This window comes from Geobacillus stearothermophilus ATCC 12980 (genome assembly GCF_030369615.1).
In the GTDB taxonomy this organism is placed as follows: domain Bacteria; phylum Bacillota; class Bacilli; order Bacillales; family Anoxybacillaceae; genus Geobacillus; species Geobacillus stearothermophilus.
Genome location: NZ_CP128494.1, coordinates 1,983,475 through 2,009,072, shown reverse-complemented (window position 1 = coordinate 2,009,072; position 25,598 = coordinate 1,983,475). Strand labels below are relative to the sequence as shown.

The 25,598-nt window shown below is 54.5% G+C and carries 24 protein-coding genes, 1 other RNA gene, 1 pseudogene and 1 other annotated feature; of the genes and pseudogenes, 25 read left to right on the top strand and 1 reads right to left on the bottom strand.

The annotated features are described in order from the left end of the window. Positions 1-70 precede the first annotated feature (70 nt). From QSJ10_RS10935 to QSJ10_RS10895, 9 genes are all read left to right on the top strand, one after another. Positions 71-2,269 (top strand): RelA/SpoT family protein, encoded by a 2,199-nt coding sequence (locus QSJ10_RS10935; RefSeq protein ID WP_053532214.1) that lies wholly within the window; start codon positions 71-73, stop codon positions 2,267-2,269. A gap of 23 nt (positions 2,270-2,292) precedes the next feature. Then, the gene (dtd, locus tag QSJ10_RS10930; RefSeq protein ID WP_053532213.1) at positions 2,293-2,751 is read left to right on the top strand and encodes a D-aminoacyl-tRNA deacylase; all 459 of its coding nucleotides are present in this window, start codon (positions 2,293-2,295) and stop codon (positions 2,749-2,751) included. An 80-nt stretch (positions 2,752-2,831) separates the two neighbouring features. Next, entirely contained in the window at positions 2,832-3,005 is a 174-nt protein-coding gene (locus tag QSJ10_RS10925) for a hypothetical protein (protein WP_015375481.1), read from the top strand. 230 nt (positions 3,006-3,235) lie between these two features. After that, positions 3,236-3,799 carry an alkyl hydroperoxide reductase subunit C gene (gene ahpC, locus QSJ10_RS10920; RefSeq protein ID WP_033014786.1) on the top strand — a complete coding sequence of 188 codons (564 nt, stop codon included), beginning with the start codon at positions 3,236-3,238 and terminating at the stop codon, positions 3,797-3,799. A gap of 13 nt (positions 3,800-3,812) precedes the next feature. After that, positions 3,813-5,342: an alkyl hydroperoxide reductase subunit F gene (gene ahpF / locus QSJ10_RS10915; RefSeq protein ID WP_033014785.1), complete on the top strand. Its 1,530-nt coding sequence runs from the start codon at positions 3,813-3,815 to the stop codon at positions 5,340-5,342. A 201-nt stretch (positions 5,343-5,543) separates the two neighbouring features. Then, positions 5,544-5,775, top strand: a binding site (T-box leader). 45 nt (positions 5,776-5,820) lie between these two features. After that, on the top strand, positions 5,821-7,101 hold the full coding sequence (gene hisS / locus QSJ10_RS10910) for a histidine--tRNA ligase (RefSeq protein WP_033014784.1): 1,281 nt from the start codon (positions 5,821-5,823) through the stop codon (positions 7,099-7,101). Between the two features lie 4 nt (positions 7,102-7,105). Beyond that, positions 7,106-8,878, top strand: coding sequence for an aspartate--tRNA ligase (gene aspS, locus QSJ10_RS10905; protein WP_033014783.1), 1,773 nt, complete (start codon positions 7,106-7,108; stop codon positions 8,876-8,878). Positions 8,879-8,954: 76 nt separating this feature from the next. Beyond that, positions 8,955-9,141: non-coding RNA, 6S RNA (gene ssrS, locus QSJ10_RS10900), on the top strand. 151 nt (positions 9,142-9,292) lie between these two features. Beyond that, positions 9,293-10,054, top strand: a complete 762-nt coding sequence (locus QSJ10_RS10895; protein ID WP_033014782.1) for a tRNA threonylcarbamoyladenosine dehydratase — start codon at positions 9,293-9,295, stop codon at positions 10,052-10,054. A gap of 50 nt (positions 10,055-10,104) precedes the next feature. Here the strand turns inward: QSJ10_RS10895 and QSJ10_RS10890 are convergent, their stop codons facing one another. After that, complete coding sequence (locus QSJ10_RS10890) at positions 10,105-10,755, bottom strand: RsfA family transcriptional regulator (RefSeq protein WP_033014780.1); 651 nt, start codon at positions 10,753-10,755, stop codon at positions 10,105-10,107. 264 nt (positions 10,756-11,019) lie between these two features. Here QSJ10_RS10890 and QSJ10_RS15585 point away from each other — a divergent pair. The 16 genes and pseudogenes from QSJ10_RS15585 to ruvX form a co-directional block, all read left to right on the top strand. After that, a pseudogene (locus tag QSJ10_RS15585) lies at positions 11,020-11,366 on the top strand (efflux RND transporter permease subunit); the annotation flags it as partial. A gap of 1 nt (position 11,367) precedes the next feature. Continuing rightward, the gene (locus tag QSJ10_RS10880; RefSeq protein WP_033014776.1) at positions 11,368-12,228 is read left to right on the top strand and encodes a TetR/AcrR family transcriptional regulator; all 861 of its coding nucleotides are present in this window, start codon (positions 11,368-11,370) and stop codon (positions 12,226-12,228) included. Between the two features lie 107 nt (positions 12,229-12,335). Further along, positions 12,336-13,631, top strand: a complete 1,296-nt coding sequence (locus tag QSJ10_RS10875; protein ID WP_033014774.1) for a replication-associated recombination protein A — start codon at positions 12,336-12,338, stop codon at positions 13,629-13,631. Positions 13,632-13,671: 40 nt separating this feature from the next. Further along, positions 13,672-13,896, top strand: a complete 225-nt coding sequence (locus QSJ10_RS10870) for a hypothetical protein (protein ID WP_033014772.1) — start codon at positions 13,672-13,674, stop codon at positions 13,894-13,896. Between the two features lie 19 nt (positions 13,897-13,915). After that, a complete protein-coding gene (gene cymR, locus QSJ10_RS10865; RefSeq protein ID WP_011232042.1) occupies positions 13,916-14,332 on the top strand; it encodes a cysteine metabolism transcriptional regulator CymR in 417 nt (138 codons plus the stop codon). Positions 14,333-14,359: 27 nt separating this feature from the next. Next, positions 14,360-15,502 carry a cysteine desulfurase family protein gene (locus QSJ10_RS10860; RefSeq protein ID WP_049626599.1) on the top strand — a complete coding sequence of 381 codons (1,143 nt, stop codon included), beginning with the start codon at positions 14,360-14,362 and terminating at the stop codon, positions 15,500-15,502. Positions 15,503-15,601: 99 nt separating this feature from the next. Then, the gene (gene mnmA, locus QSJ10_RS10855) at positions 15,602-16,717 is read left to right on the top strand and encodes a tRNA 2-thiouridine(34) synthase MnmA (RefSeq protein ID WP_033014767.1); all 1,116 of its coding nucleotides are present in this window, start codon (positions 15,602-15,604) and stop codon (positions 16,715-16,717) included. 90 nt (positions 16,718-16,807) lie between these two features. Beyond that, positions 16,808-17,470 carry a tetratricopeptide repeat protein gene (locus QSJ10_RS10850; RefSeq protein WP_033014766.1) on the top strand — a complete coding sequence of 221 codons (663 nt, stop codon included), beginning with the start codon at positions 16,808-16,810 and terminating at the stop codon, positions 17,468-17,470. Positions 17,471-17,489: 19 nt separating this feature from the next. Next, entirely contained in the window at positions 17,490-19,850 is a 2,361-nt protein-coding gene (recD2, locus tag QSJ10_RS10845; RefSeq protein ID WP_053532220.1) for an SF1B family DNA helicase RecD2, read from the top strand. 25 nt (positions 19,851-19,875) lie between these two features. Then, entirely contained in the window at positions 19,876-20,349 is a 474-nt protein-coding gene (locus tag QSJ10_RS10840) for a PRC-barrel domain-containing protein (RefSeq protein ID WP_033014765.1), read from the top strand. A 15-nt stretch (positions 20,350-20,364) separates the two neighbouring features. Continuing rightward, on the top strand, positions 20,365-20,556 hold the full coding sequence (locus QSJ10_RS10835) for a YrzR-like zinc ribbon domain (protein ID WP_008881018.1): 192 nt from the start codon (positions 20,365-20,367) through the stop codon (positions 20,554-20,556). 11 nt (positions 20,557-20,567) lie between these two features. Next, positions 20,568-20,702, top strand: a complete 135-nt coding sequence (locus QSJ10_RS10830) for a YrzQ family protein (RefSeq protein ID WP_013144658.1) — start codon at positions 20,568-20,570, stop codon at positions 20,700-20,702. Positions 20,703-20,820: 118 nt separating this feature from the next. After that, on the top strand, positions 20,821-21,882 hold the full coding sequence (locus QSJ10_RS10825) for an AI-2E family transporter (RefSeq protein WP_033014760.1): 1,062 nt from the start codon (positions 20,821-20,823) through the stop codon (positions 21,880-21,882). 317 nt (positions 21,883-22,199) lie between these two features. Further along, positions 22,200-24,836 (top strand): alanine--tRNA ligase, encoded by a 2,637-nt coding sequence (gene alaS / locus QSJ10_RS10820; RefSeq protein ID WP_033014758.1) that lies wholly within the window; start codon positions 22,200-22,202, stop codon positions 24,834-24,836. Positions 24,837-24,903: 67 nt separating this feature from the next. Then, entirely contained in the window at positions 24,904-25,170 is a 267-nt protein-coding gene (locus QSJ10_RS10815) for an IreB family regulatory phosphoprotein (RefSeq protein ID WP_053532219.1), read from the top strand. A gap of 3 nt (positions 25,171-25,173) precedes the next feature. Continuing rightward, a complete protein-coding gene (gene ruvX, locus QSJ10_RS10810) occupies positions 25,174-25,590 on the top strand; it encodes a Holliday junction resolvase RuvX (RefSeq protein WP_033014757.1) in 417 nt (138 codons plus the stop codon). Positions 25,591-25,598 lie beyond the last annotated feature (8 nt).

Below are 25,598 nucleotides of genomic sequence, written 5' to 3'. Positions count from 1 at the left end.
CGTATGAACGCAACGGACCTCTGTGCTTTGCAGCTTCAATTTTAATCGATTAAAAAGGTGATTCAACCCTATGGCCAATGAACAAGTGCTGACAGCGGAGCAAGTGTTTGAACGAGCGAGCTGCTATTTGTCGGAGCAGGATGTCGCCTTTTTGAAAAAGGCGTATGAGTTTGCCAAGCACGCCCACCGCGACCAATTTCGGAAATCGGGCGAACCATACATCATCCACCCGATTCAAGTCGCGGGCATTTTGGTGGACTTAAAGATGGACGCGACAACGATCGCCGCCGGGTTTTTGCATGATGTCATCGAAGACACTGAGGCGACAAAAGAAGACCTTGAGCGCGAGTTCGGCGCGAAAGTGGCGATGCTTGTCGACGGGGTGACGAAGCTTGGGAAAATTAAATATAAATCGCAGGAAGAACAGCAGGCGGAAAACCACCGGAAAATGTTTTTGGCCATGGCGCAAGATATCCGGGTCATTTTGATCAAGCTCGCCGACCGGCTGCACAATATGCGGACATTGAAACATTTGCCGGCCGAAAAACAGCGGCGCATTGCCAATGAGACGCTCGAAATTTTCGCTCCGCTCGCGCATCGGCTCGGCATTTCGAAAATCAAATGGGAGCTTGAGGATACGGCGCTTCGCTATTTAAACCCGCAGCAATATTACCGCATCGTCAATTTAATGAAGAAAAAGCGGGCTGAGCGCGAGCAATATTTGGAGGAAGTCATTCAAGAAGTGCGCGAACGGCTCAACGAAGTGCATATTCCTTGCGAAATTTCCGGGCGTCCGAAACATATTTACAGCATTTACCGAAAAATGGTAATGCAAAACAAACAGTTTAATGAAATTTACGATTTGCTTGCCGTCCGCATCATTGTCAACAGCATTAAAGACTGCTACGCGGTGCTCGGCATCATCCATACATGCTGGAAGCCGATGCCAGGGCGCTTCAAAGACTACATCGCCATGCCGAAGCCGAACATGTACCAGTCGCTCCACACGACGGTGATCGGCCCCAAGGGTGAGCCGCTCGAGGTGCAAATCCGCACATTCGAAATGCATCAAATCGCCGAGTTCGGAATTGCCGCCCATTGGGCGTACAAAGAAGGAAAGACGATCAAACCTAATTCATTTGAAGAAAAGCTGTCTTGGTTTCGGGAAATTTTGGAGTGGCAAAACGACGCGAGCAATGCCGAAGAGTTCATGGAATCGCTCAAGATGGACTTGTTTTCCGATATGGTGTTCGTTTTCACGCCAAAGGGCGACGTCATCGAGCTGCCAGCCGGGTCGGTGCCGATCGATTTCGCCTATCGCATCCATTCGGAAATCGGCAATAAAACGATCGGCGCCAAAGTGAACGGCAAAATGGTGCCGCTTGACTATAAGCTTCAGACGGGCGACATCGTGGAAATTTTGACGTCGAAACATTCGTACGGTCCAAGCCAGGACTGGCTGAAGCTCGCCAAGACGTCGCAGGCGCGCAACAAAATCCGCCAGTTTTTCAAAAAACAGCGGCGTGAAGAAAATATCGAAAAAGGAAAAGAAATGGTCGAAAAAGAAGTGCGCAGCCTCGGTTTTGAACCGAAAGAAGTGATGACGGCGGACAACGTCAAGCGCGTTGCGGAAAAATTTAATTTTTCGAATGAAGACGATATGTATGCGGCAGTCGGCTATCATGGCATCACAGCGGCGCAAATCGCTCATCGGTTGACGGAAAAATGGCGGAAGCAGCGCGATCTCGAGGAACAGCAGCGCAAACTGGCCGAAGCGGTCTTCGAAGCCAAGCTGCCGGCTGGAAAAAAACGCGACTGCGGCATCCGCGTCCAAGGAATGGACAACTTGCTCATCCGTCTGTCGCGCTGCTGCAACCCGGTGCCGGGGGATGAAATCATCGGCTTTATTACCCGCGGCCGCGGCATTTCCGTCCACCGCGCCGATTGCCCGAACGTCAAGACCGAAGAAGCGGCCGATCGGTTGATTGCCGTAGAATGGGAAAGCGGGGCAAACGGAAAGTGCGAATATAACGTGGACATTGAGATCACCGGATTTGACCGCCGCGGTTTGCTGAATGAGGTGCTGCAGGCGGTCAATGAAACGCGAACAGACATTTCCGCCGTCTCGGGACGCTCCGATTATCGCCATAAAATCGCGACGATCCATATGACGATCGCCATTCATAATTTGAGCCACTTGCAAAAAGTGGTCGATCGAATCAAGCAAATTCCCGACATTTATTCCGTCCAGCGTTTGATGAACAACTAAGGGCGGCGAAAGGAGGAAGGCGAGTGAGAGCGGTCATCCAGCGGGCGAAAGAGGCCAAAGTCACCGTCGACGGCGAGACGGTCGGAGCGATTGATGCCGGGCTTGTCGTCCTTCTTGGCGTTACACACGAGGACACGGAGGACGATGCTGCCTATTTGGCTGAGAAAATCGCTCATTTGCGTATTTTTGAAGATGAAAACGGAAAAATGAACCGCTCCTTGCTTGACGTCGGCGGGGCGGTGCTGTCGGTGTCGCAGTTCACCCTTTACGGTGACTGCCGAAAAGGCCGGCGCCCGAACTTTATGGCGGCGGCAAAGCCCGACCATGCCTTGCCGCTGTATGAAGCGTTCAACGCCGCTTTGCGCGAAAGAGGCGTTCATGTAGAAACCGGCGTATTCGGTGCGATGATGGACGTATCGCTCACAAACGACGGGCCGGTCACCTTGATCATCGACAGCAGCGAGAAACCGGGAAACCGATGAAGTTTCCCGGTTTCTTTTTTATTTTCGGCGAAAAATGGGAAAGATGAAAACAAGTGTGGCAATAAGAAAGGAGGAGTGCGATGCGGCAAACCAAAAGAGGCGAGCAGGCGCATCGGGCGGACGATGTGTTGTCCGCCGACTTTCACGAATGGGTGCGGCTCGAGGCCCAATATAGAGCGTTTGAGTTGGCATCCGAATTCGGTGTGGCGCCGAAAGACGTACAAATGTTGAAAAAACAGCAGCCCCGTCCGTAAACATGGCGAGTTGGAAGGAGCGCACGCGGCGTGTGGATGTTTCGTGGGCCGAGGCGGTGTGGCCGTTCAGACGAAACAGCTGCGAATGAGCGCTGCGTATCCGCTCAACACTGATCCGGATCGGTAGAGGAAAAAATCTATTGCATATGTATTGACAAACACGTGCCCCTATATGATAATAAGTATTGGTTTAAAATTATTATAAAATAGTCACAGGAGGTAGATGAAGAATGTCACTCGTAGGGAAAAAAGTGCAACCATTCCGTGCCCAAGCGTATCACAACGGCGAATTCATCGAAGTGACAGAGCAAGACTTCATGGGAAAATGGAGCATCGTTTGCTTCTATCCAGCGGACTTTACGTTCGTCTGCCCGACGGAGCTCGAAGATTTGCAAGACCACTACGCGACGTTCAAAGAACTTGGCGTAGAAGTGTACTCGGTTTCGACCGACACTCACTTTACTCATAAAGCATGGCACGATACATCGCCAGCCATCAGCAAAATCGAATACGTGATGATCGGCGATCCTTCGCATCAACTGTCGCGCATGTTTGATGTGCTCGATGAAGAACAAGGATTGGCGCAGCGCGGCACGTTCATCATTGATCCAGACGGCGTCATTCAAGCGGTGGAAATCAATGCGGACGGCATCGGCCGCAACGCCAGCACGCTGATTGATAAAATTAAAGCGGCCCAATACGTGCGCAACCATCCGGGTGAAGTCTGCCCGGCGAAATGGAAAGAAGGAGCGGAAACACTGAAGCCAAACCTAGATCTCGTCGGCAAAATTTAAGGGGGCTTAGGAGATGCTGTTGGATGCTGACATCAAGGCGCAACTAGCTCAGTATTTGCAATTGCTTGAAAATGATATTGTCTTGACGGTAAGCGCGGGAGACGACAACGTTTCCCGCGATATGCTTGCTTTAATCGATGAATTAACGGCGATGTCGCCGAAAATCAAAGTGGAAAAAGCGAAGCTGGAACGAACGCCAAGCTTCAGCGTCAACCGGGTCGGCGAAAACACCGGCATCACCTTCGCCGGCGTGCCGCTCGGCCATGAATTTACGTCCCTCATTTTGGCGCTGCTTCAAGTGAGCGGGCGGCCGCCGAAAGTCAGCCAAGACGTCGTGGACCGCATTCAACAAATCAGAGGCAAACATCATTTTGAAACGTACGTCAGCCTGACCTGCCACAACTGCCCGGACGTCGTGCAAGCGCTCAACATTATGAGCGTGTTGAACCCAGATATTTCGCATACGATGATCGACGGGGCGGCGTTTAAAGAAGAAGCGGAGCAAAAAGGGATTATGGCCGTACCGACGGTGTTTTTAAACGGCAAACTGTTCGCGAGCGGCCGCATGTCGCTTGAAGATATCCTCGCCAAATTAGGGAGTGCTCCGGACGCTTCTTCCTTCGCCAACAAAGAGCCGTTTGATGTGCTGGTGATCGGCGGCGGCCCTGCAGGTGCGACAGCAGCCATTTACGCAGCGCGCAAAGGCATTCGCACTGGCATTGTCGCGGAGCGCTTCGGCGGACAAATTTTAGATACGCTCGGCATTGAAAACTTTATCAGCGTCAAATATACGGAAGGACCGAAGCTTGCGGCCAGCATTGAAGAACATGTAAAGCAATACAACGTCGACATCATGAGCTCGCAGCGGGCAAAACGGCTCGAGAAAAAAGACTTGATTGAAGTCGAGCTGGAAAACGGCGCTGTGTTGAAAAGCAAAACCGTTGTCATCGCAACGGGCGCCCGTTGGCGCAACCTTGGCGTGCCGGGCGAGGAAGAGTTCAAAAACAAAGGGGTCGCCTATTGCCCGCACTGCGACGGCCCGCTGTTCGAAGGGAAGCACGTGGCGGTCATCGGCGGCGGGAACTCTGGAGTCGAAGCGGCGATTGACCTCGCTGGCATCGCCAGCCATGTGACGCTGCTGGAGTTCGCCCCTGAACTCAAGGCGGATGCTGTGTTGCAAAACCGGTTGTACAGCCTGCCGAACGTAACGGTGATAAAAAACGCGCAAACGACGGAAATCACCGGCACGGACAAAGTCAACGGCTTGACGTACATTGACCGGGAAACAGGAGAAGAACATCATATCGAATTGCAAGGCGTGTTCGTGCAAATCGGCCTTGTTCCGAACACCGAATGGTTGGGAGAAACGGTGGAACGGAATCGCTTCGGTGAAATTATCGTCGATAAACGCGGCGCGACGAACATTGAAGGCGTCTTTGCCGCGGGCGACTGCACGGACAGCGCCTATAAGCAAATCATTATCTCGATGGGCTCGGGTGCAACCGCGGCGTTAAGCGCGTTTGATTACTTGATTCGCCATTAAAGAGAGCCGAAGGTGGACCGCCTCTTCGATCCCATGGAGGGGCGGTTCAATGAATCGGCTCTCTTTTTTTACAACAAGGAGAAAAATGCGATGAGACATCAAGGTTTTTCTCTTTGCGAACAACCATGGATCACAGCTGCTAGGACAACTTGACAAACGGGCGAGATTGTCCGTAATATAAAATTACATCTTTCTCATACGGAACAACCGATGATGGAGAAAAGTAGTTAAGGTCCACATGGCCAGAGAGGAAGCGCCCAAGGCTGCGAGCGCTTCTCCATGATGGCTTAACGAAAGACACTCCGTAGGTTTCCCTTTGAACGCGCTTTGCGCCAGTAAAGGGGAACGTGTGCCATGCGTTAATGGCGACAAGCGGAAGCCGGATCGGCTTCAATTAGGGTGGCACCGCGGGAATGACGCTCTCGTCCCTATGATCATGGGGACAAGGGCGTTTTATTTTGGGCAAAGGAGGATGAGCATGGCTTTTCAAATTCCAAGAGGGACACAAGATGTGCTGCCGGGTGACTCGGAAAAATGGCAATATGTCGAGCACATTGCCCGCAGCCTCTGCAGCCGGTATGGGTATCAGGAAATCCGGACGCCGATTTTTGAACATACGGAGCTTTTTTTGCGCGGCGTGGGGGATACAACGGACATTGTGCAAAAAGAAATGTACACGTTCGAAGACAAAGGGGGGCGCGCGCTGACGCTCCGCCCGGAAGGAACGGCGCCGGTTGTCAGAGCGTTTGTCGAGCATAAGCTGTACGGCAGTCCGAACCAGCCGCTGAAATTGTATTACAGCGGGCCGATGTTTCGCTACGAGCGTCCGGAAGCGGGACGGTTCCGCCAGTTCGTCCAGTTCGGCGTCGAGGCGCTCGGCAGCAGCGATCCGGCGATTGACGCCGAGGTGATGGCGCTAGCGATGCATATTTACGAAGCGCTTGGCTTAAAACGGATCCGGCTTGTCATGAACAGCTTGGGCGACCTTGACAGCCGCCGGGCGCACCGAGAGGCGCTTGTTCGCCATTTTTCAAACCGCATCCACGAGCTGTGCCCGGACTGCCAGACGAGGCTTCATACGAATCCGCTCCGCATTCTCGACTGCAAAAAAGACCGCGATCATGAGCTGATGGCGACGGCGCCGTCGATTTTAGACTATTTAAATGACGAATCGCGTGCCTATTTTGAGAAAGTGAAACAATACTTGACAGCGCTCGGCATCCCGTTTGTCATCGATGCGCGGCTCGTGCGCGGGCTTGACTATTACAACCACACGACGTTTGAAATTATGAGCGAAGCGGAAGGATTTGGCGCGGCGGCGACGCTGTGCGGCGGTGGGCGTTACAACGGGCTTGTCCAAGAAATCGGCGGTCCGGAGACGCCGGGCATCGGCTTTGCCTTGAGCATCGAGCGGCTGTTGGCCGCCCTTGACGCCGAAGGAGTGGAATTGCCGGTGGAGAGTGGGCTTGACTGCTATGTCGTCGCTGTCGGTGAGCGGGCGAAAGACGAGGCGGTCCGCCTCGTTTATGCATTGCGCCGCTCCGGATTGAGGGTCGATCAAGATTATTTGGGCCGAAAATTGAAGGCGCAGCTGAAGGCCGCCGACCGGCTTGGGGCATCGTTTGTCGCCATTATCGGCGATGAAGAACTCGAGAGACAGGAAGTGGCGGTAAAGCATATGGCGAGCGGCGAGCAAACGAATGTACCGCTCGGCGAGTTGGCGCACTTTTTGCATGAACGGATCGGGAAGGAGGAGTGAGCGAATGGAACGCACATATCATTGCGGAGAAGTGCCGGAAACGGCCGTCGGCGAGCGCGTCGTGCTCAAAGGCTGGGTGCAAAAGCGCCGCGACTTAGGCGGCCTCATTTTCATTGACTTGCGCGACCGAACGGGCATCGTCCAAGTTGTCGCCAGCCCCGATGTCTCGGCCGAGGCGCTGGCGGCAGCGGAACGCGTGCGGAGCGAATACGTTTTAAGCGTCGAAGGAACGGTCGTCGCCCGCGCGCCCGAGACGGTCAATCCGAACATCGCGACCGGCCGCATTGAAATTCAAGCGGAACGAATCGAGATCATCAACGAGGCAAAAACGCCGCCGTTTTCGATTTCCGATGACACGGATGCGGCGGAAGACGTGCGCTTAAAATATCGGTATTTGGATTTGCGCCGCCCAGTCATGTTTCAAACACTGGCGCTTCGCCACAAAATCACAAAGACGGTGCGCGACTTTTTGGATAGCGAACGCTTTTTGGAAATTGAAACGCCGATGTTGACGAAAAGCACGCCGGAAGGGGCGCGTGACTATTTGGTGCCAAGCCGCGTTCATCCGGGCGAATTTTACGCCTTGCCGCAGTCGCCGCAAATTTTTAAGCAGCTGCTCATGGTCGGCGGCGTGGAACGGTACTACCAAATCGCCCGTTGCTTCCGTGACGAGGATTTGCGCGCTGACCGCCAGCCGGAATTTACGCAAATCGACATCGAAATGTCGTTTATCGAACAAAAGGATATTATGGATTTAACCGAACGGATGATGGCTGCCGTCGTGAAAGCAGCAAAAGGGATCGACATCCCGCGCCCGTTTCCGCGCATCACGTATGACGAGGCGATGAGCCGCTACGGCTCGGACAAGCCGGATATACGCTTTGGTCTTGAGCTCGTCGACGTATCGGAAATCGTCCGTAATTCAGCATTTCAAGTGTTCGCCCGCACGGTCAAGGAAGGCGGGCAAGTAAAGGCGATCAACGCGAAAGGCGCAGCAAGCCGCTATTCGCGCAAAGACATCGACGCGTTAGGCGAATTTGCGGCCCGCTACGGGGCGAAAGGGCTCGCCTGGCTGAAAGCGGAAGGAGATGAGCTGAAAGGGCCGATCGCCAAGTTTTTCACCGATGAGGAACAGGCGGCGCTGCGTCGAGCGCTTGCTGTCGAAGACGGAGATTTGCTTTTGTTTGTCGCCGACGAAAAAGCGATCGTCGCAGCGGCGCTTGGGGCGCTCCGGCTGAAGCTTGGCAAAGAGCTCGGCTTGATCGACGAAGCGAAGCTCGCGTTTTTGTGGGTGACGGATTGGCCGCTTTTGGAGTATGACGAAGAAGAAGGGCGCTATTACGCCGCCCACCATCCGTTTACGATGCCGGTGCGCGACGACATTCCGCTGTTGGAGACAAACCTGGGCGCCGTTCGCGCACAGGCGTACGATTTAGTGTTAAACGGGTACGAGCTCGGCGGCGGTTCGCTCCGCATTTTCGAGCGCGACGTGCAAGAAAAAATGTTCCGCGCCTTAGGGTTCAGCGAAGAAGAAGCGCGCCGCCAGTTCGGATTCTTGCTTGAGGCGTTTGAATACGGCACTCCGCCGCACGGCGGCATTGCGCTTGGCCTTGACCGGCTGGTGATGTTGCTCGCTGGGCGCACGAACTTGCGCGATACGATCGCCTTCCCGAAAACGGCGAGTGCGAGCTGCTTATTGACGGAAGCGCCGGGGCCGGTCAGCGACAAGCAGCTCGAGGAGCTGCATTTGGCCGTTGTGCTTCCTCGTGAGGAATAATGGCGCCGTTGGAAGGAGAAACATTGACGGCAGAGGTTCACAAACGCGAAAAAATATGATACAATCAAAGCAACACACCGTCCTAATGTGTTCGTCGAGTCACCCATCGTTTTGACCGAACAGTAGATGATCCGGGAGTCCGGGGTTTCCAAGCGGCGTGCACGCCCCTTCGTCACAGGGGAAGCGCAAACCTTGGAACAGGGCACCCACCTATGGGAGAGCGGGTTCAAAACGAAGGCATCGACGGCACGATTGGGACTGGCGACATTAAGGAATCAACAGCATTTCCCCTATGCGGATGGCCGCATAGGGGTTTTGTTTTGCCAGCAAAATGCCGTTGCCTCTTTTGCTGTCTTGATGGTAGGATAAAAAGCGGCATAAACATCAATTTTGAAGCAAACGGAGAGGAGAACGATGCTGCACCAATTTTCCCGCAATGAACTCGCGATTGGCCCTGAAGGGTTGGAACGCTTAAAAAACGCCACCGTCGCCGTCCTTGGCGTCGGCGGTGTCGGGTCGTTCGCCGTCGAGGCGCTCGCCCGCTCCGGCGTCGGCCGGTTGGTGCTTGTTGATCGCGATAACGTCGATATCACCAACATCAACCGGCAAATCCATGCGTTGCTCTCGACCATCGGGCGTCCGAAAGTGGAGCTCATGAAAGAGCGCATCGCCGACATCAACCCGGCGTGCGAGGTGATCGCTTTGCAAATGTTTTATACAGAAGAGACGTATGAGCAATTTTTCGCCTATGATCTGGATTTTGTCATCGATGCGTCCGACACGATTGTGTACAAAGTGCATTTGATGAAACAATGCCTCAAGCGCGGCATTCCGATCATTTCCAGCATGGGTGCGGCGAACAAAATGGATCCGACCCGCTTTCGTATTGTCGACATTTCAAAAACGCACACCGATCCGATTGCGAAAGTCATCCGCGCCAAGCTGCGCAAAGAAGGGATTCGCCGCGGCATTCCGGTCGTCTTTTCCGATGAGAAGCCGGTGAAAATCCGCGAAGACGTTCGCCAAGTCGTCGGCAACGATGCTTCGCCGATCCGCAAAGCGAAAATGCCGCCATCATCGAACGCGTTTGTTCCGTCGGTTGCCGGGCTTATTATGGCGTCTTACGTCATCAATGAATTGTTAAAAGACATCCCCATCGCCCGCGTCAGCGAATGAGGAAACGATGGGCAGACAAGGGGCGATGCATGCCATTGCCTCTTGTTTTGTTATGAATGGGCCATCGGTTCGACTTGTCCGCCCGTTTCGGAGAGAAGAAGCTGGGCGAGGGAAAAGCGGTCGCCTTCTTCGGAGGCAAGCTGACGGGCGCGGGCCATAATTTTGACGAGCGCCTCGTAATCTTCGTGCACCGTCGTCTGGCGCGCTTCCAAGCGTTCGGCCTTTTTGGCCAACTGTTCATTGCGAGCCTGCCACTCCGCCCGTTCCCGTTTCAGTCGCTCGTTTTCCCGGCGGGCGGCTTCCAGCTGCTCAACGTCGTTCCGCAGCCTTTGCAAAAAGGAAATGCACTCGTCAAGCGTCAACGGGGTAGCCGGGAGAAACGGGGACGATCCCTCGGCAAGTTTCGGATCGTCAGGGGCGCCGAACGATACGGCGGCCGCCTCCTTTTGCCATTTTTTCATCATTTCCAATGCCCGTTTCCGTTCTTTTCGCTGTTTTTTTGCCTGTTCAATGGCTTCAAGGTGTCGTTTCCGCACCTCGGCGTTCCAGCGGAACCCGCATGCCGCCGCTGTGCGGTGCAGTTGTCTCCCAACGACTTCAAAAGCGGCAAGTTGCGTTTTTCCTTCGCGTATATATTGCAGCACCGTTTCAGCCAACAGTACATCTTCTTCATGTGACCAAGCATCCTGTCTTGTTTTCATGTTGTCCACCCCATCAAATGGTAATGTTGATATGGTCATAGTTTTTCCGTTTGATTTCCACTTTAAACTTCGCCCTTTTCATTTTTTCCCATTTTCATGTATCATAGAAATAGTTTTGTATGACCGGTCAGTCCAAAACAATTAGAATTATTGGTCAAAATCGTAGGATGAGAGGTGGCATGATGACGTTTTTGACCAGGTTCAGTTTGAAAAATGCGGCAGCTGTGTTTGTATGTTCGTTTTTGCTCATGTTTCTAGGACTGGCTGGGGGCGGTGGCCGATGCGACCAAACCGGTCGATGTGGGGACGCTGAAACTCGGCGGCAAGGATGAGCAAGTCGAACTTTCGTATGATGAAACGTTGGGATCGATGAGTTGAAAGAGCTTCCGATCGTGACGAGAAACGGAGTGATTCCACTTTCAGCTGTCGCCGAAGTGAAAGAGGCGGACGTGTATACGTCCATTCAAAAGCTGGACGGAAAAGTGTTTGCCCGCGTATCCGCCCAGATTGTCGGCGACAACATTCAGAAAGTAACGAATGATATTTCGAAACATGTAAATGATTTGAAGATCCCATCCGATGTCACAAGAAGGAGTAAGGAAGGAGAAAACATTGGGACGGAAAGAGGACATCATTGAAACGGCGATGAAATTATTCGCCGAAAAAGGCTATCACGCTACCTCTATGCAGGAAATAGCCGAGCGGAGCGGAGTAGCCAAAGGTTCGATTTACAATTATTTCAAATCGGAGGAAGAGTTGGCTGTATCGATTTTCCGCTACCATTATGAAGTTTTGTTTCGCCAGCTTAAACAAATCGAGGCTGATCCCGCCTTAACCGCGCGCGAGCGGTTAAGGCGTCAGTTGACTGTACAAATCCAGCTGTTTGACGAACATAAAGAGCTGGTGCAAATGCAGTTGGGCGAACAAGCTGTGAAGGTGAGCCATGAGGTGCAGCATCTGGTGTTTCGCATCCGCGCCCATACGCTCCACTGGTATCGCCGGGCGATTGAAGACATATACGGCGAACAAGTGCGTCCAGTTTCGTTTGATTGCGCGACGATGCTCAACGGAATGCTGAAAGAATATCTGATTTACTTGGCGGTAGACCGAAAACCGCTGCTTCCTGAGAAGCTTGCCCCCTTCTTGCTCGATCGGCTTGATGCCATCGTTGCCAGCCTGCTTGACGGCAAGGCGGGATTGCTCGATGAAACGGTGATGGCGGATTACATTGCTGCGGCGACCCAAGAGCGGAGTCAATGGAAAGAACGGGCCATCAGCTGTTTAGAGCGCATGGCGGCGCTGCGTCCGGTTGAAGACGATATTCTTCGCTCGCTGCGCTTATTGAAGGAAGAACTCGAGAAAGGGGAGACAGCTAGGCGGTTTATGGTGGAGGCGCTTCTGCTCTATTTGGCGAAATACTCTCTTCCGCTGTACAATGAGTTGAAGGAGGCCATTGAACGCTATTTTTATTAAAACCACCGATTTTCCCACGGGGAGACGCCCCATTCGCCGAAAATGAATAGGCGGCATCGGAGGATGTCTGTGAACATAGCGTCATCAATCTCAAGGAGGGGGTCGGCATGCCCAAAACGACGGAGCCGCTTGCTTGGCGGATGCGGCCGCGGACGATCGATGAGATCGTTGGGCAACAGCACATCATTGGCCCTAGTACGCCGCTTTATAAAATGGTCAAAAAAGGTCATGTTCCATCGCTTTTGCTTTACGGAGAGCCGGGGACAGGGAAGACGTCGCTCGCTTACGCCATTGCCCGCACCGCCAGGCGCGAATGGGTCGCTATCAATGCGACGGCCGCCGGCAAAAAGGAAATCGAAGAGGCAGTCGAAGCGGCGCGCTGGTCAGGGAACGTCGTGTTGTTTATCGACGAAATCCATCGGCTGAATAAAGCGCAGCAAGACGTTTTGTTGCCGCATCTCGAATCCGGGCTCGTGACCTTGATTGGCGCCACAACGGAAAACCCGTTTCACGAGGTCAATCCCGCCATTCGCAGCCGCTGCGGGCAAATCCAACAACTGAAACCGCTCAAGCCGGATGACCTCATGATCATTCTGAAGCGGGCGCTCGCTGATCCGGAACGAGGGGTCGGCGAGCCGCCGGTTGTCATTGACGAGTCGTTGTTATGGCGCATCGCCGAGGCAGCCGGTGGGGATGCGCGCGTCGCGCTTTCGCTTCTGGAGGCGGCGGTTGCGGCTGCCGATGAGCGCCACGGCCGCTTGTATATTGATGAGGATATCGTGGCTTCATGCACCGCAAACCGCGGTTTTACCCATGACAAATATGGCGATCATTATTATTCGTTGTTGTCCGCGTTTCAAAAAAGCGTGCGCGGCAGCGATGCCGATGCCGCGCTTCATTATTTGGCCCGTCTGCTTGAAGGCGGAGACTTGGCGTCCGTTTGCCGGAGATTGCTTGTGATGGCTTATGAGGACATCGGACTTGCCAATCCGATGATGGGAGTGAAAGTACAGGCAGCGGTCGAAGCGGCGGAACGCCTCGGACTGCCGGAAGCGCGCATTCCGCTCGCGGTTGTGACGATTGAACTCTGTTTAAGCCCGAAATCCAACAGTGCTTACAAGGCGCTGGACGCTGCCATTGCCGATGTCCGTTCCGGCAAGCTTGGCGATATTCCGGATCATTTAAAAGACGCTCATTACAAAGGGGCGGCTGCACTCGGGCGTGGACAAGGCTACTTGTATCCGCACGATTATCCGAACGGCTGGGTGGCGCAAGCGTATTTGCCCTCCGCTCTGGAAGGCGTCCGCTATTATGAACCGAAAGAGCATGGCGAGGAAAAACATTACGCCAAGGTGTACCGGCGGCTTGAGCAGTTGAAACAAGAGGTCAAGGTTCAGCCGTGAAGGGAAAGGGATTTTTATGATATAATAACATAGGCGTTTCATGCTCGCTTTGACCGAGCTGACCGGATGGAACGTGGCGTACATTCGCATCGGGATCGAAGCGTTCGTGCTGTTGGCCGGCTGGTTGCTCGGCGGCCCGGTGTCGTTTGGCACGTTCCTTTTTTGTGTGACGATCGGTTCGATGCCGGCTTGGCGCTGCCGCAATGCCAAAAGGTCGCAAGCCGCCTGCTTGGACCGGCCGCCGGCACTCGGCTGCAAGGGTTAAGCGGTTAGGAGGGATATGAATGAAGATTTCGACGAAAGGCCGATATGGCTTGACGATTATGATTGAATTGGCCAAAAAATATGGCGATCGTCCGATCTCGCTTCGTTCGATCGCCAAGGCGAACAATTTATCTGAACATTATTTAGAGCAGCTCGTCACGCCGTTGCGCAACGCCGGGCTCGTCAAAAGCATTCGTGGAGCGTATGGCGGCTATGTGCTCGCTGAGCATCCGGCGAAAATCACCGCCGGCGACATTTTGCGCGTGTTGGAGGGGCCGCTGACCCCGGTCGAGGAGCTCGAGGAGGAAGAGCCGGCGAAGCGCGAGCTATGGATTCGCATCCGCGATGCGGTCGAGGAAGTGCTCGACAGCACAACGCTCGAAGATTTGGCGAAGTATAGCGACGGGGATGAAGGGGCATATATGTTTTATATTTAAGCAACAGAAAGGAAAGGAGAATGACCGTTGGAACGGATTTATTTGGACCATGCGGCAACTTCCCCTGTCCATCCAGACGTAGCTGCCGGTATGGTTCAGTGGATGACGGAACAGTTCGGCAACCCGTCAAGCATCCATCATTTTGGACGGCAGAGCCGCCGCGCGGTCGATGAAGCGAGGGCTGTTGTCGCCCGCTCGATTGGGGCGAAAGAGACGGAGATTGTGTTTACAAGCGGCGGCACGGAAGCGGATAACTTTGCGGTCATCGGAACGGCCATAGCGAACCGTGGCCGCGGCAATCATATCATTACAACCGCCATCGAGCATCATGCGGTGCTGCGCGCTTGTGAATATTTAGAGACGCAAGGGTTTAAGGTCACGTATTTGCCCGTTGACGAACAAGGGACCGTATCGGTCGAGGATGTCAAGGCCGCGCTGCGCGATGAGACCGTTTTGGTGTCGGTCATGTTTGCCAACAACGAAGTCGGCACGATCCAGCCGATTCGAGAAATCGGGGCGCTGCTTCGCGATCATCCGGCTTATTTCCATACGGACGCCGTCCAGGCGTACGGGCTTCTTCCGATCGATGTGAATGAATACGGGATCGATTTGCTGTCGATTTCTGCTCATAAAATCAACGGCCCGAAAGGAAGCGGAGCTTTGTATGTCCGGGAAACGGTCCGCATCACTCCGCTCTTTTTCGGCGGCGAACAGGAGCGGAAGCGGCGCGCCGGCACGGAAAACGTCCCCGGCATCATCGGCTTGGCGCAGGCGGCGGAAATCGCTGAGCGAACAAGGGAAGAGAAACGTCGGCAATATGCGGCGTGGCGCGAGGCGATGCTTGCGATTTTCCGCTCCTCAGGGATCGATTATGCGGTCAACGGCCGCCCGGATGGCCTGCCGCATATTTTGAATGTCGCCTTCCCGGGAACGAATGTCGAATCGCTGCTCGTGAACTTGGATTTAGCCGGCATTGCCGCCTCGAGCGGGTCAGCATGCACCGCCGGATCAATCGACCCATCGCACGTGCTTGTCGCGATGTGCGGAAAAGAGTCGGAGCGCATCCGTTCGTCTGTGCGCTTCAGCTTCGGGCTCGGCAATACGATGGAACAAATTGAGCGGGCGGCCGAGGAAACAGTGAAGATCATAAAGCGGCTCACAAACCGCTAAAGGAGGATGTAAGGGATTTTGTCGAAAAATATTTTTTGGACACCCCTGAGGGGCCGAAAAGCCTTGATAAATCAACATTTCTAGAGGGAGGGAAACAGCATGAACAAAGCGCCGCACGAAACGCGCGTCGTCGTCGGCATGTCCGGCGGGGTCGACTCGTCGGTCGCTGCGCTGCTATTGAAAGAACAAGGATATGATGTGATCGGCATTTTTATGAAAAACTGGGATGACACCGATGAAAACGGCGTTTGCACGGCGACTGAGGACTACGAAGACGTCGTGCGCGTTTGCAATCAAATCGGCATCCCGTATTATGCGGTCAATTTTGAAAAACAGTATTGGGACAAAGTGTTTACGTACTTTTTGAATGAATACAAAGCCGGGCGCACGCCGAACCCGGACGTGATGTGCAATAAGGAAATTAAGTTCAAGGCGTTTTTAGAGCACGCCATGTCGATCGGCGCCGATTACATCGCAACTGGCCATTACGCCCGCGTCGAGTTTCGCGATGGCGAATATAAAATGCTGCGTGGAGCCGACCCGAACAAAGACCAAACGTACTTTTTAAACCAGCTCGGCCAAGCTCAGCTGTCGAAAGTGATGTTTCCGATCGGCCATTTGCAGAAAGCGGACGTGCGCCGGATCGCCAAAGAGGCTGGACTCGCCACCGCTGGAAAAAAAGACAGCACGGGCATTTGCTTTATCGGCGAACGCGATTTCAAAGAATTTTTGAGCCATTATTTGCCGGCTCAGCCGGGAGTGATGAAAACGCTCGATGGCGAAGTGAAAGGGCGGCATGACGGCGTCATGTATTACACGATCGGCCAGCGCCACGGCCTTGGCATCGGCGGCGGCGGCGAGCCGTGGTTTGTCGTCGGCAAGGATGTGCGCGAAAACGTGTTGTATGTCGCCCAAGGGTTTGAAAACGATTATTTGTACTCCACATCATTAAAAGCGATCGATGTCAACTGGGTGTCTGACCGCAAACCGGAAGCGCCGTTCCGCTGTACGGCGAAATTCCGCTATCGCCAGCCGGATGTCGGCGTCGAAGTTCGACCGCTTCCAGACGGCAAAGCCGAAGTCGTGTTCGATGAGCCGGCGCGGGCGGTGACGCCGGGGCAGGCGGTTGTGTTCTACAACGGCGAGGAGTGTCTTGGCGGCGGCATCATCGATGAAGTGTTCCGCAACGGCGAAAAGCTTTGGTATGTTGGTTGACGGATGTGCCGGTGCGCACGATCTTCAACCAGGCTATTAGGCTGGAGGCCATTGCTTGAAAATCACGTTGAATCAGGGAGGGGATGGGCGGTGGCCAATTTCAACGAACAAGGCTTGAGGTATATGCGCGAGGGGAAGTATGAGGAAGCCATCCGCTGTTTTTCCGCTGCGGTCGAACAGCATCCGGACGATCCAGCCGGGTACATTAACATTGGCACGGTTCTCGTTGCTGCCGGTGAAGAAGAGAAGGCGCTTGACTGTTTCCGGCAGGCGTTGAAAATTGACAAGAAGGCGGCGGCCGCGTATTACGGCATGGGTACAGTGCATTATAAGCGTGAGCAGTTCGCGAAAGCGAAAGATATGTTTGAGCGCGCGCTAGGGCTTGGTCTTGACGATGCCGATACGCATTTTATGCTCGGCATGTCCTTATGGCGGCTCGAGATGCCGCGGCTGGCGCTGCCGTATTTGCAGCGCGCGGCTGATCTGAACGAGACGGATGCCGAAGCGCTGTTTCAGCTTGGCCTTTGCCTCGCCACACTCGATTATGTCGATGAGGCGAAGCGTTATTTCGAAAAAACGTTGGAACTCGATCCGCGCCACGCTGATGCGTACTACAATTTAGGCGTCATTTATGCGTACAAAGATGAGCTCGATGCCGCCCGCAATATGTTTGCCGCTGCCTTGGAAGCCAAGCCCGATCACGTGCTTGCCGGATACGGAAAGAAACTGATGGAAAAGCGGCTTGCGCCGTAAAAAGGCAGGGGGATGGCTGTTGCAAGAGCAACAAATCCTCGCCCTTGACGGACGCACGTTCATTAAAGGAGTGTGCTTGGCGGTCATTTTTCATAATGAGGAAACATTGTACACGGTCGTCCGCGTGCGCGTTGAGGAAACGAACGAAGCGCCCGTTGAGGAGGAAGTCGTCGTCACCGGCTATTTTCCGCGTTTAAACGAAGGGGACGTCTACATCTTTTACGGACAATTCCGCCAACATCCGCGTTTTGGCCGCCAATATGCGGCTAGTCAGTTCCGCAAACAGCTTCCGAACACGAAAGAAGGAGTCATTCATTATTTATCGAGCGGTTTGTTTAAAGGAATCGGCAAAAAAACGGCTGCGGCGATTGTCGAGACGCTCGGCGAAAACGCGATCGCCGCGATTTTGCGCGACCCCAGGGCGCTAGAGCGTGTGCCGAAGCTGACGAAAAAAAAGGCGAAGCAGCTGTACGATGCGCTTCGCGCCCACGAAGGGCTTGAGCAAACGATGATCGCCCTCGCCCAGCTCGGTTTTGGCCCGCAGCTGGCCATGAAAATTTACCAAGCGTATGGCGAAGAAGCGGTTGACATCATCCACGAGAACCCGTACCAGCTCGTTGAGGATATCGAAGGGATCGGCTTTGGCCGCGCTGATGAAATCGGGCGCCAGCTCGGCATTTCCGGCAGCCATCCGGCCCGGCTGCGCGCCGCCTCGTTGTTTGTTCTTGAACAGGCGTGCTTGCAGGAAGGGCACGTTTATTTGCGCGAAAAAGAGCTGATGGAGCGCATCGGGGAGCTGCTTGACGGAAGGCAAAGCGGTGCGGTGGATGGACGAGCGATCAGCCAAACGCTTCTGATGTTAAGCGAAGAAGGGAAGCTGATCGCCGAGCAAGGGCGTTATTATCTCCCTTCCCTTTACTTCGCCGAGAAAGGGATCGTCTCCAACATTAAGCGGCTGCTCGGGCAGACGCCGCCGTCGGCGTTTGCCGAGTCGGAGTTTTTGCTGGCGCTTGGGGCGCTTGAGGAACAGCTTGGCATGCAATATGCCCCCCAGCAAAGGGAAGCGATCCAACAAGCGCTTTCTTCGCCGCTGTTTATTTTGACCGGCGGTCCGGGAACGGGGAAAACGACGGTCATCAAAGGCATCGTCGAGCTGTTTGCCGCCCTAAACGGCCTGTCTCTTGACCCGGCTGACTACAAACAAGGCGAGCCGTTTCCGGTGCTGCTGGCCGCACCGACCGGCCGAGCGGCGAAGCGGATGAGCGAGGCGACCGGGCTGCCGGCGGCGACGATCCACCGCTTGCTTGGCTGGAATGGGGCGGAAGGGTTCAGCCGCGACGAGAACGAACCGATTTCCGGCAAGCTGCTTGTCATCGATGAGATGTCGATGGTCGACACGTGGCTCGCCAACCAGCTGTTAAAAGCCGTGCCAAACGGCATGCAAGTCATTTTTGTCGGCGATGAGGATCAATTGCCATCCGTCGGGCCAGGGCAAGTGCTGAAAGACTTGCTCTCTTCAGGCGTCATTCCGTTCGCTCGGTTGACCGAGGTGTATCGCCAGGCGGAAGGATCATCGATCATCGAGCTCGCTCATGAGATGAAGCGCGGCGTCGTGCCGGACGATTTGACCGCTCCGAAGGCAGACCGTTCATTCATCCGCTGCCGTGCGGGCCAGGTCGTCGATGTCGTGCGGCAAATCGCGGACAACGCGCGCAAAAAAGGGTTTTCCGTCAAAGATATTCAAGTGCTCGCCCCGATGTACCGTGGTCCAGCGGGCATTGACCAATTGAACAAAGCGCTTCAAGAGCTGTTCAACCCGCCGGCTGAGGGGAAGCGGGAGCTGTCGGTCGGTGAGATCGTCTACCGCGTCGGCGATAAGGTGCTGCAGCTCGTCAATCAACCGGAAGACAATGTGTTTAACGGCGACATCGGCGAAATCGTTGCCATTTTTTACGCCAAAGAAAATATCGAAAAGCAAGACTTGCTCGTCGTCTCGTTTGATGGCATTGAAGTGACGTACACACGGCAAGATTTAGGACAAATCACCCATGCGTACTGCTGTTCGGTTCATAAGGCGCAAGGAAGCGAGTTTCCAATCGTCATTTTGCCCGTCGTCAAAAGCTATTACCGGATGTTGAAACGGAATTTGTTGTATACTGCGGTGACAAGAAGCAAGCAGTTTCTCGTTTTATGCGGGGAAGAGGAAGCGTTTCGATTCGGCGTCGCAAAACAAAGCGACGGAGCGCGCCAGACGGCGCTCGCTGAGAAGCTGGCGGGGGCGGCGGCGTCGTTTGTCGAGGTCGAACTGCCGTTTGAAGAGGCGAACATGGGGATGGAAAACGTTACGCCGTATGACTTTATGGGCGATGAGCCAAGCTAAAGGTGGCTGGAAAGGTGGGAGAACGATGCGGACGTTTTCCGACGTCAAAGGGCTTCCCATTTATGAGCAAACGACAGGGAAAGCGGTCGGGACGATCGCGGACATTTGGTTTACCAGCCACGGCACGGTCAAAGGGTTGGTAGCGGAACGGGGCGGTTTGTTTGGCCGCCGCCGCTACTTGCCGCTTTCCGCCGTGCAGTCGTTCGAAAACGACCGAGTCATCATCTGTGATGCCGATAGCTTCCAGTTGTTTCCTTCTTCTGACAGCGGCCACTCTCTTTACGGCGAACGCGGCCTCGCCGGCAGCATGGTTGTCGCCGCGGACGGAACAACGATCGGACTGTTGGATGACGTATATTTTGACGGGCAATTGGGCAAAATTGACGGATACGAGATCAGCGAGGGATTTTTTTCCGATTTGACCGAAGGAAAGAAACGGATGAAGGCAGTTCCGTTCACCGCCAGGGAAGGCGTGATCACCGTGGAAACTATGATGTAAGGAGAGTGGCTGTCGATGCTCATTTGCCCCAATTGCAAGCGAAAAAATCTGGGGAAAATTGGTGTCAACCAGTATTATTGCTGGGATTGCTTCATTGAGCTGTCCGTCTCGAAAGGGATGATCCACGCCCATCAAGTGGAAGAAGACGGAACGTTGAGTTCTCTTGACGACTTGTTTGACGACCACGAACGCACGATCCAATTTTAGGGGGGACACGCATGAACCGGATGATGACGTCGCTGTTAGCAGTCGGATTAGGCGTCGCCGCTTATCAGCTCGCCCAACGAAACGATTGGATGAACGGTCGCACGATGCGGAGGATGCGCCGCCGCTTGATGCAAGCGATCCGCTGACGGCGCTCGCCCTCGCCTTTGCGCGGGGGCGTCGCCTTGTGGCTGTCAAATAGTGCTAAAAGCGGTGAAGGCATATTTCCCGCCGCATCTCCTACACTAAACGGTAGGAGGTGTGGCGATGGGCGAGCAACAATGGCTGTCGTTCTTTCGCATCGGAAAATGGCTGCTCATGACGGCAATCATCTATTTGATCGTTCGGATGAAAGACGTTTGGCGGCCGGTCATTGATTTTATCGCAACGGTGTTGACGCCGTTTTTGCTGGCGTCGTTTATTACGTATTTGCTCTACCCGCTTGTGGAATCCATCCATCGCAAGGGAATGCCGCGCGCCCTTGCCATTTTGTTGATTTATTTGTTGTTTTTCGGTTTGGTCGGTTACGGCTTGTACCGCGGCGTGCCGCTATTCATCGCCCAGTTGCGTGAACTGGATGAACAGCTGCCGTCTTTGATGAATACATACCGCCAATGGGTGCGCCACATCCACGACGAGACGTCGAATTGGCCGCTTGAGGTGCACACACGCATCGAGGCGATGTTTGGCGAGATCGAGCAGGCAGCGGCGGCCGCCGTCGCGATGGCGATCAACGCCGCCAAATCGTTCATCGGTTCGGCGGCGACGCTGTTGATCATTCCGTTTATCGTCTTCTATATGTTAAAAGACATCGATGTGTTGAAAAAAGCGATTTGGTACATGACACCGAAGCGGTGGCGTGGGCCGGGGATGACGTTTTTGAAGGATGTCGATGAATCGCTCGGCGGCTACATTCGCGGCCAGCTGTTCGTCTGTGCAGCGATCGGTCTTGCGGCGTCGCTCGGCCTTTGGCTCGCCGGCATGGACTATCCGCTTTTGCTTGGATTTATCATCGGGCTGACGAACATCATTCCGTACTTCGGCCCGTTGCTCGGCGCGATTCCGGCTGTGATTTTGGCGGCGACCATCTCGCTCAAAATGGTGATCATCGTGCTGATCATCATTTTTGCCTTGCAGTTTCTTGAAGGGAACGTTTTATCACCGTTCATTGTCGGCAAAAGCGTGCATATGCATCCGCTTGTCATTATGTTCGCGCTGTTTGCCGGCGGCGAGCTGGCCGGCGTGCTCGGCCTCATCCTCGCCGTCCCGACTGCAGCAGTGCTGAAAGTGGCTGTATCGCACTGGAAAGAACATTACGCCCCGCATTGACAAACGCTTGCTGCTTGTCTATAATCTTTCAATGAACAAAGCGAATACATAACGCGATGACGGATCGAGTATGTTGCAGTCCATCTTAACGCGCAACCGGCGCACAGAGAGGAATTTCCGCGGCTGAAAGAAATTCCAGATGAAGGGCAACAGAAGGCTAATCCGGAGCGCAGGCAAAACCTGACGCAAGGCTGCGTTACGGCCGAAGAGGTGATGGGCATTTTCTGCCCATAAACAGGGTGGTACCGCGAGCGCAACTCTCGTCCCTGCCAAGGGATGGGAGTTTTTTTATAGAAAAAACAAAGGGGAGGATCATCATGAAGAAACTGACATCTGCCGAAGTGCGGCGCATGTTTTTAGAGTTTTTCCAGGAAAAAGGCCATATGGTGGAGCCGAGCGCATCGCTCATTCCGGTTGACGACCCGTCGCTGCTGTGGATCAACAGCGGCGTCGCGACGTTGAAAAAGTATTTTGACGGCCGCATCATTCCCGAAAATCCGCGCATTTGCAATGCGCAAAAATCGATTCGCACGAACGATATCGAAAATGTCGGGAAAACGGCGCGCCACCATACGTTTTTTGAAATGCTCGGCAACTTTTCGATCGGCGATTATTTCAAGCGTGAAGCGATCCATTGGGCATGGGAGTTTTTAACGAGCGACAAATGGCTCGGTTTTGATCCGGAACGGTTGTCCGTCACGATCCATCCGGAAGACGAGGAAGCGTACAACATTTGGCGCAACGAAATCGGCTTGCCAAAAGAGCGGATCATTCGCCTTGAAGGCAACTTCTGGGACATCGGCGAAGGCCCGAGCGGCCCGAATACGGAAATTTTTTATGACCGCGGTGAAGCGTTCGGCAACGACCCGAACGACCCGGAGCTGTACCCAGGCGGGGAAAACGAGCGCTACTTGGAAGTATGGAACCTTGTCTTTTCGCAGTTCAACCATAACCCGGACGGCACGTACACGCCGCTGCCGAAGAAAAACATCGACACCGGCATGGGCTTGGAGCGGATGTGCTCGATTTTGCAAGATGTGCCGACAAACTTTGAAACCGACTTGTTTATGCCGATCATCCGCGCCACCGAGCAAATTTCCGGCGAACGGTATGGCGAAGATCCGGAGAAAGACGTCGCGTTTAAAGTGATCGCCGACCATATTCGCGCGGTGACGTTTGCGATCGGCGATGGGGCGCTGCCGTCCAACGAGGGCCGCGGCTATGTGCTGCGCCGCCTGCTCCGCCGCGCCGTGCGCTACGCGAAACACATCGGCATTGAGCGTCCGTTTATGTACGAGCTCGTCCCGGTTGTCGGCGAAATTATGCATGACTATTATCCGGAAGTGAAAGAAAAAGCCGATTTTATCGCCCGCGTCATCCGCAGTGAGGAGGAGCGGTTCCATGAGACGCTTCACGAAGGGCTCGCCATTTTAAGCAACGTGATCGAGAAGGCCAAATCCGAAGGAAGCGACGTCATCCCCGGCGAGGACGTGTTCCGTCTGTACGATACGTACGGCTTCCCGATCGAGCTGACGGAGGAATACGCGGCAGAAGCGGGAATGAAAGTCGACCATGACGGGTTTGAACGAGAAATGGAACGGCAGCGCGAACGGGCACGCGCCGCCCGCCAAGACGTGGATTCGATGCAGGTGCAAGGCGGCGTCCTTGGCGACATTAAAGACGAAAGCCGCTTCGTCGGTTACGATGAGCTCGTCGCTTCTTCCACCGTTCTCGCCATCGTCAAAGACGGACAGCTTGTCGAGGAAGTCCGCGCCGGCGAAGAGGCGCAAATCATCGTCGATGTGACGCCATTTTACGCCGAAAGCGGCGGACAAATCGCTGACCAAGGCGTGTTTGAAAGCGAAACAGGAACAGCGGTCGTCAAAGATGTGCAAAAAGCGCCGAACGGCCAACATCTTCATGCGATCATCGTCGAGAGTGGTACGGTGAAAAAAGGTGCGGTGTATACGGCGCGCGTTGATGAAGCGAAACGGGCCCGCATTATCAAAAACCATACGGCAACCCATTTGCTCCATCAAGCGCTAAAAGACGTGCTCGGCCGCCATGTCAACCAAGCGGGGTCGCTTGTCACCCCGGACCGGCTTCGTTTTGACTTCACCCATTTTGGGCAAGTGAAGCCAGAGGAGCTCGAGCGCATCGAAGCCATCGTCAACGAACAAATTTGGAAAAGCCTCCCGGTTGACATTTTTTATAAACCGCTCGAGGAAGCGAAAGCGATGGGCGCGATGGCGCTGTTTGGCGAAAAATACGGCGACATCGTCCGCGTCGTCAAAGTCGGCGACTACAGCCTCGAGCTGTGCGGAGGCTGCCATGTGCCCAACACATCAGCCATCGGGTTGTTTAAAATCGTCTCCGAGTCCGGCATCGGCGCCGGCACGCGTCGGATTGAAGCGGTGACCGGAGAAGCGGCATACCGCTTTATGAGTGAACAGCTGGCTATTTTGCAAGAGGCGGCGCAAAAACTGAAAACAAGCCCGAAAGAATTGAATGCGCGTCTTGACGGACTGTTTGCCGAGCTGAAAGAGCTCGAACGCGAAAATGAATCGCTTGCTGCCCGCCTCGCCCATATGGAAGCTGAGCACCTCACCCGTCAAGTGAAAGATGTAAACGGCGTGCCGGTGTTGGCGGCAAAAGTGCAGGCCAATGACATGAATCAACTGCGGGCCATGGCTGATGATTTGAAACAAAAGCTCGGCACGGCGGTCATCGTGTTGGCGTCCGCCCAGGGCGGAAAAGTGCAACTGATTGCCGCAGTAACGGACGATTTGGTGAAAAAAGGATTCCATGCCGGCAAGCTGGTGAAAGAAGTAGCGTCGCGTTGCGGTGGGGGCGGCGGCGGGCGCCCGGATTTGGCGCAAGCTGGCGGCAAGGACCCAAGCAAGGTCGGCGAAGCGCTCGGTTATGTCGAAACATGGGTGAAATCCGTTTCCTAATTGGCGCGGATCGTGTACAATGGATGTAAAAGGACGGGGTGCCTGAATAAGGAGCGAGGTGGAAACGGTGAGCTCGTTTGACCAAACGATGCAGTTTCATTTTTCCGAAGAGCCGGCGGAAACGAATGTCCGCGAAGTGTTGTTGACGGTGTATGACGCCTTGCAAGAAAAAGGCTACAACCCGATCAACCAAATTGTCGGCTACCTGCTGTCCGGCGACCCGGCTTACATCCCGCGCCATAAAGATGCGCGCGCGCTCATCCGCAAAATTGAACGCGACGAATTAATCGAGGAATTGGTGAAATTCTATTTACAGAGGCAACGAAAGGATTGACCGATGCGGATATTGGGGCTTGATCTCGGAACGAAAACGCTCGGCGTCGCGGTGAGCGATGAGCTTGGCTGGACGGCGCAAGGACTCGAGACGATCGCCATTGATACGGAGCGCGGCGATTATGGTTTAGAGCGGCTGCGCGCCCTTATCGATGAGTACGGCGTCGATGCGATCGTCGTCGGATGGCCGAAAAACATGAACGGCACGCTCGGACCGCGCGCTGAGGCAAGTGAGCGGTTCGCCGCCAAACTGCGCGAGGAGTTTTCTTTGCCCGTTGTGCTTTGGGATGAACGGCTGTCGACGATGGCCGCCGAACGGATGTTGATCGCTGCCGACGTCAGCCGGAAAAAGCGGCGGAAAGTGATCGACAAAATGGCGGCGGCCGTCATTTTGCAGTCATATTTGGACAGTAAACGATAAATTGGAGG